This is a genomic window from Kitasatospora nipponensis, assembly GCF_039528135.1.
GTDB lineage: Bacteria > Actinomycetota > Actinomycetes > Streptomycetales > Streptomycetaceae > Kitasatospora > Kitasatospora nipponensis.
In genome coordinates this window covers 930-6,902 of sequence record NZ_BAAALF010000292.1, presented here as the reverse complement: position 1 = coordinate 6,902, position 5,973 = coordinate 930, and the positions used below count along the sequence as shown (strand labels likewise).

At 73.8% G+C, this 5,973-nt stretch carries 4 protein-coding genes; 1 reads left to right on the top strand and 3 read right to left on the bottom strand.

Translation table 11 applies throughout. The annotated features are described in order from the left end of the window. A partial coding sequence (locus ABD323_RS38540; RefSeq protein ID WP_344446767.1) for an ALF repeat-containing protein occupies positions 1 to 886 on the bottom strand: 886 nt, incomplete at its 3' end. A 766-nt stretch (positions 887 to 1,652) separates the two neighbouring features. Next, complete coding sequence (locus ABD323_RS38535) at positions 1,653 to 3,947, bottom strand: FG-GAP-like repeat-containing protein (protein ID WP_344446766.1); 2,295 nt, start codon at positions 3,945 to 3,947, stop codon at positions 1,653 to 1,655. Between the two features lie 475 nt (positions 3,948 to 4,422). Between ABD323_RS38535 and ABD323_RS38530 the strand changes: the two genes are divergently transcribed. After that, positions 4,423 to 4,935, top strand: coding sequence for a DUF4328 domain-containing protein (locus ABD323_RS38530; RefSeq protein ID WP_344446765.1), 513 nt, complete (start codon positions 4,423 to 4,425; stop codon positions 4,933 to 4,935). A 7-nt stretch (positions 4,936 to 4,942) separates the two neighbouring features. On the opposite strand, the gene ABD323_RS38525 is transcribed toward ABD323_RS38530, so the two are convergent. After that, entirely contained in the window at positions 4,943 to 5,887 is a 945-nt protein-coding gene (locus ABD323_RS38525) for a metallophosphoesterase family protein (protein ID WP_344446768.1), read from the bottom strand. Between the last annotated feature and the right edge of the window lie 86 nt (positions 5,888 to 5,973).

The following is a 5,973-nucleotide window of genomic DNA, read 5'->3' as shown; positions in this document are numbered from 1 at the left end:
CGTTCGCAGCCGAGGCCGCCGCCGACGCCGTCCGCTCGCGCACCGCCGCCCGCGAGTCCGCGTCCGCCGCCCGACCGGCCGCGTTCGCCGCCTTCGAGGCGGAGCCCTGGGCCGCCTGCGTCTCCTGCGCGGCGCGCTGAGCGGCCTCCTTCGCCAACCGGGCCGCGTCCACCGCCTTCGCCGCCGCGTCCTTCGCGGTCTGCGCCTGCTCACCGGCCCGGCTCGACGCGTTGCGCGCCAGGTCCGAGAGCTGAGCGACGGTCAGCGTCTCCTGGTCCCGCGACGCCGCGACCTGCCAGCCACTGCGCAGGAACGCCTGCACGTCCTCCGGGGTGCCGTCCAGCGCCGCGCCGGCTGCCTTCTTCACCTCGGGGCCACCGCCGGCCATCAACTGCGACAGCTGCACGCGGTCGTCGTCGTCACGCGCCTTGAACTGACCCGCGTTCAGGAACCGGGTCACGTCGTCGATCGTGCCGTCCATCGCCTTCGCGGCGGCGGCCCGCACCCCCGGCCCGCCGGTGGACATGATCTGCGACAGCCGAACCCGCTGGTCGTCCTCGAAGGGCTTGCGCATCCCCGTGTCGAGGAACGCCTGCACGTCGGCGGCCGAACCGGCCATCGCCTTCGCACCGGCCGCCCGCACCCCGGGCCCCGACACCGCCAGCACCTGCTCCAGACTCGCCCGCAGGTCCTGCTCCGCGGCGGCCGCCTGTCCTGCGGCCAGGAAGGCCTGCACGTCGGCGTCGGACCCCGTCAGCGCGCTCTCGGCGGCGCGACGCACCACCGTCCCGCCGACCTTCCACGCCGCGACGACCTTCGCCCGGTCACCGCCCGCCGCCGGCGGCGCGCTGTCCGCCGCCGCCGGGACGGCGATCAGTCCCGTCATCAGACTCAGCGTCACGATCCCGGCCGCGGCAACCCGCGACCGTATCGCTCCCGATGTCGTTTTCACTCTCATCGAACGTGTAACCCCATCCCCGTCAGGCACAGCGAAGTGCCATCTCGCCGCGGCCATCGCCCCGGCAGTCTCGAAGCGACCACACCCACCACACGCGCCGGGGCCGGGCGGCCCGCCTGCCGCGGGGCCTGTCACCCCGCCGGTCCACAGGGGGCGGCGGGCCGCCCTGCGCGGCACGTCACGCGTCGGGGGTCGGTCAGCGCACCCGGTTGAACGTGCCGGGTCTCACGGTGCGGCTCGACCGGCGCAGCAGGCCCGCGGCGGATGTGCGGGCGGCCGCGGCGGACGCACGGTCGGCGCGTACGAGCGAGGGCGGGGCCGGATCGGTGGCCGGCTCGGTGGCCGCCGCGGGCCCCGACGCGGACCACCACGCGCTGCCGGACGCCGCCGGCGCCGCGACCGACGACCGGACGACACTTCGACCCCTGGTCAAGAAAGACTCCCCCGTTGACCGCATGCCGGAGACCGCCAACGCCCCCGTGTCAGCTGAAAGTAGAACCTCGCGGACCGTAGTGGTCGCGATCAAGGTGCGTCAAGCGGGAACAGGCCCAGGCCGTGGCGAGGGACCGTCACCCGCCGCCGGCACACCGCCGCGCCCCCGCACCCGCACGCGCACCCGCACGCGACGAGGCCTGCCGCCCCACCCGAACGGGTGGGGCGGCAGGCCTCGGTTCCGTACCCGTGACCCGGTGGGTCAGAGCACCGTGACGCCGGGCTGGCCCGCCCGGCTCGACCAGTCGGACCCCGGGGAGTTGCACGACTCCTTGAACGTGCCGTTGCCGTTCGACAGCAGCACCGGCAGGCAGTCCCAGCCGGCCCCGCCGGTCAGCGCCAGGTCGGTCCGGCCGTCACCGTCGTAGTCACCGGTCAGGAGCTTGGCGCCGGAGTCGTTCACCCAGTTGCCCCAGTACCCGCCGGGCGCGTTGCAGGACACGGTGAACGTGCCGTCACCCTTGGACAGGGCCACCGGCAGGCAGTCCCAGTTCGCCCCACCGGTCAGCGCCAGGTCCGCCCGGCCGTCCCCGTTGAAGTCACCGGTCACGACCTTGACGCCGGCCGTGCTCGCCCAGTAACCCCACGACCCGCCCGGCGTGTTGCACGACACGTTGAACGTGCCGTTGCCGTTCGACAGGGCCATCGGCAGGCAGTCCCAGTTCGCCCCGCCCGTCAGCACGACATCCGTCCTGCCGTCCCCGTTGAAGTCACCGGTCACGGCCTTCACGCCGGCCGTGCTCGCCCAGTAACCCCACGACCCGCCCGGCGCGTTGCACGACTCGTTGAACGTGCCGTTGCCGTTCGACAGCAGCACCGGCAGGCAGTCCCAGCCGGCTCCGCCGGTCAGCGCGAGGTCCGTCCTGCCGTCGGCGTTGAAGTCACCGGTCAGGAGCTTCACACCGGACTCGTTCACCCAGTTGCCCCAGTACCCGCCCGGCGCGTTGCAGGACACGTCGAAGGTGCCGTCACCCTTGGACAGGGCCACCGGCAGGCAGTCCCAGTTCGCCCCACCGGTCAGCGCCAGGTCCGTCCTGCCGTCCCCGTTGAAGTCACCGGTCACGACCTTGACGCCGGCCGTGCTCGCCCAGTAACCCCACGACCCGCCCGGCGTGTTGCAGGACACGTCGAAGGTGCCGTCACCCTTGGACAGGGCCACCGGCAGGCAGTCCCAGTTCGCCCCACCCGTCAGCGCCAGGTCCGTCCGGCCGTCACCGTTGAAGTCACCGGTCACGCGCTTCACGCCGGCCGTGCTCGCCCAGTACCCCCACGACCCACCGGGCACGTTGCAGGAGGTGTTGAACGTGGCGTCGCCCTTGGACAGGGCCACCGGCAAGCAGGGCCAGTTCGCCCCGCCGGTCAGCGCGAGGTCGGTCTTGTTGTCACCGTTGAAGTCGCTGGACGTCCGCTGCCCCCGCGGGGTGTTGGCGGCGATCCAGGCCCCGAGGTCGTCCACCCGGGTGTCGCTGACCTGGTTGGCGGTCGACGACTCGCCCAGGCAGCCGGCCTGCCCGGAGAGGCTGTGGATGCTGCTGACCACCAGGCCGCCGCCGGTGGCGGCGGTGAAGGTCGGGCCGCCGGCGTCGCCCTTGCAGACCGTGCCGGCGGTGGGGGTCAGCGTGACGGTCGTGGCGTCCACCGCGGTGACGGTGGCGTCGCCCGCGTGGGCGGTCGTGGGCACCCAGTCGGTGGCGGTGCGCCCGAAGCCGCCGGTCTTGACCGACTGGCCCACGGTCGCGGCGGCGCCGGCGATGCCGGCCGGCGCGATGTCCACGATCGGCGAGGCCAGCCGCCCGAGGACCACGTCACGGTCCCCGCGCGAGACCAGCCCGGTCACCGCCAGCGTGTGGCCCCCGATGGTGGCCGTGGTCCGGCGGGAGCGGATCTGCTGAGCGGTCAGCGTCCCGTCGGAGGCGTAGCAACTGTCCGCCGACAGCACCCACTGCGGGGCGATCAGCGTGGCGGTGCAGGCGCGGTAGCCCGCGTCGCCGGCTTGGCCGATGGTGAGGGTGCCGATCGCCGGGTAGGCGCCGGCGGGGGCCGGGGCGGCCGGTCCGTCGGTGGCGTTGAGCTGCAGCAGGGTGGCGGCGCCGGCGGTGTTGCCCTCGCCGACCGGGGTCCAGGTGTTCTTCGGGACGTCGACGCTGGTGACCGTGCCCGCCGTGTTCAGCGTGGCCTTGATCGCGTGGTCGTCACCCTTGATGTTGTAGACCTGCGGGATCTCCAACGCCAGGTAGCCCGTGGGCCCGGTGACCTGGAAACAGACCTCACTGGGTGTCGCGGTGCGGCTGAACAGCTGCACCAGGTTCGACCCCGACGCACAGTCGGCGAGCACGATGTGCCCGTCCCCCGACTTCAGCGTGATCCCCCGGTCGGCCAGGATCTGCGCGGCCCCCGGGTAGCCGAAATCCTCCACGGCCGTGGTGCCCGTGGCCTCGGCGGCCGTCGCCGGCACCATCGCCGACCAACCGGCCAGGCCGGATGCGGCCAGTGCCACGGCCAGGGACCAGACGACTCTTCGACGCACGTGCAAGACGAACCCCCGTGGGAAGGCATGCCCGGGGAACGCCAACGCCCCCGAGTCAGCAGAAATGCAGAACGTCGCGGACGCTAGTAGTCGTGATCAAGGTGCGTCAAGCGGGAATACTCGCAGGCGGGGACGCCCTCCTGAGGGACAGTCGGATTCCCCGCGTGCCACCGGCGCACCCGCGACGGGCGCCGTGAGGAACGTCACCACGGCCGGTGCACCACGCCCGTCCGAGGGCACGGGCGCGGGAGCGGCCCGTGAACACTCTTTGGACACCCTGCGCGGGATCCCCCTATCCTCCAGACCGTCCCCACGGTGACCAGCACCGTGGGCAGGTCCGGTCAGGGGTCTCGTTGTGGAGTCGACAGTTGTTCGGGAAGCACCACGTCCGAGTCCACGGGCCGTCGCCTACAGCGGAGTTCTCGTCGACCCCCGGCCGCTGGCCGTGGCCACCCAGATCCTGGTCCTGGTGTCGACCGTCGTGCAGGTCGTCCTGGCGCTGACGCTGGGGAGCAACCCAACGCGCTTCGCCAACGCCGCCGGCATCTACGGGATCGGGACGATCGCTGCCGTCGCGGTCTTCCTCCTCTGGTTCCGGCGGTGCCGGCGCAATGCCGAGGTCCTCGCGCCCGGCGGACACCGGTACCCGGTCGGCCGGGCCGTCTGGTCCTGGTTCACCCCGCTGGTGATGTGGTGGGCCCCGCGCCGGATCACGCTGGACATCTGGCGGGCCGGCGGGTCGGTCGGCGGCGCCTGGGTGATCGAGGCCTGGTGGGTGGCCTGGCTCGCCAACTCCGCTGGGGTGGTGGCCTACAGCTTCATCTCGCACGGCAAGGGCGACTCGCCCTACGTGGCCGTGGTGCACCTGGTCGGCGCGGTCCTCGCGGTCCTGATGGTCCGGCAGGTGACGGCCGCCCAGGACGTCATGGTCGGTGCGGCCGCCGCCACGCCCGCGTAGCGCTCCTTCAGACCCGGACCGGCCAGGGTTGCCGAACGGCGGCGGGGCGGGCCGCGGGTGGCCGGACGGTGGGTGGACGGCCGGGGGCGGGCAGGGTACTGAGCGGGTGGCCGGGCGGGAGCGGCGACGCGGGCGGCGCGGTGGCGGGCAGGATGCGGCGCGGGGCGGGGGCGGCGCCGCGGGGCTGCCACTCGCGCGGGTAGCCGAGTGAGACCTCCAGGAAGGGCACGCCGTCGGTGCTGAGGTCCCGCGGGATGTGCAGGTGACCGTAGACCACCGCGGCGGCGTTGAAGCGCCGGTGCCAGTCGCGGGTGCGCTCGGTGCCGCACCACTGGGCGAACTCCGGGTGGCGCAGGATCTCGGTCGGCTCGCGCCGCAGCGGGAAGTGGTTGACCAGCACGGTGGGCAGCGCCGGGTCGCGGGCCGCGAGCAGCCGTTCGGTCTCGGCGAGGCGCGCGGCGCACCAGTCGGCGCGGCTCGGGTACGGGTCGGGGTGCAGCAGCAGCTCGTCGGTGCAGACCACGCCCGCCGCGTGCGCCGCGGCCAGCGCCTCCTGGGCCGTGCGGGTGCCGGGCGGGCGGAAGCTGTAGTCGTAGAGCAGGAAGAGCGGGGCGACGGTGACCGGGCCGCCCGGTCCGCGCCAGACCGGGTACGGGTCCTCGGGTGTCGCCACGTCCAGGGTGCGGCAGAGCTCGACCAGGGCGCGGTAGCGCGCCTGGCCGCGCAGCTGGACGGGGTCGTCGGGCAACGTCCACAGCTCGTGGTTGCCCGGCGCCCAGATCACCGCGGCGAAGCGCGAGCGCAGGCTGCGCAGGGTCCGCTCGACGTCCGAGAAGCGCTCGCCGATGTCGCCCGCCACGATCAGCCAGTCGTCCGCGGAGGCCGGGCGCAGGGCGTCGACCACGGCCCGGTTGGCCGGGTGCCCGACGTGCAGGTCGCTGATCGCGAGCAGTGAGCCGCCGGTGGTGCGGGTCCTCCCGGTGCTCCCGGTGCTCCCGGTGCTCCCGGTGCTCCCGGTGCTCCCGGTGCTCCCGGTGC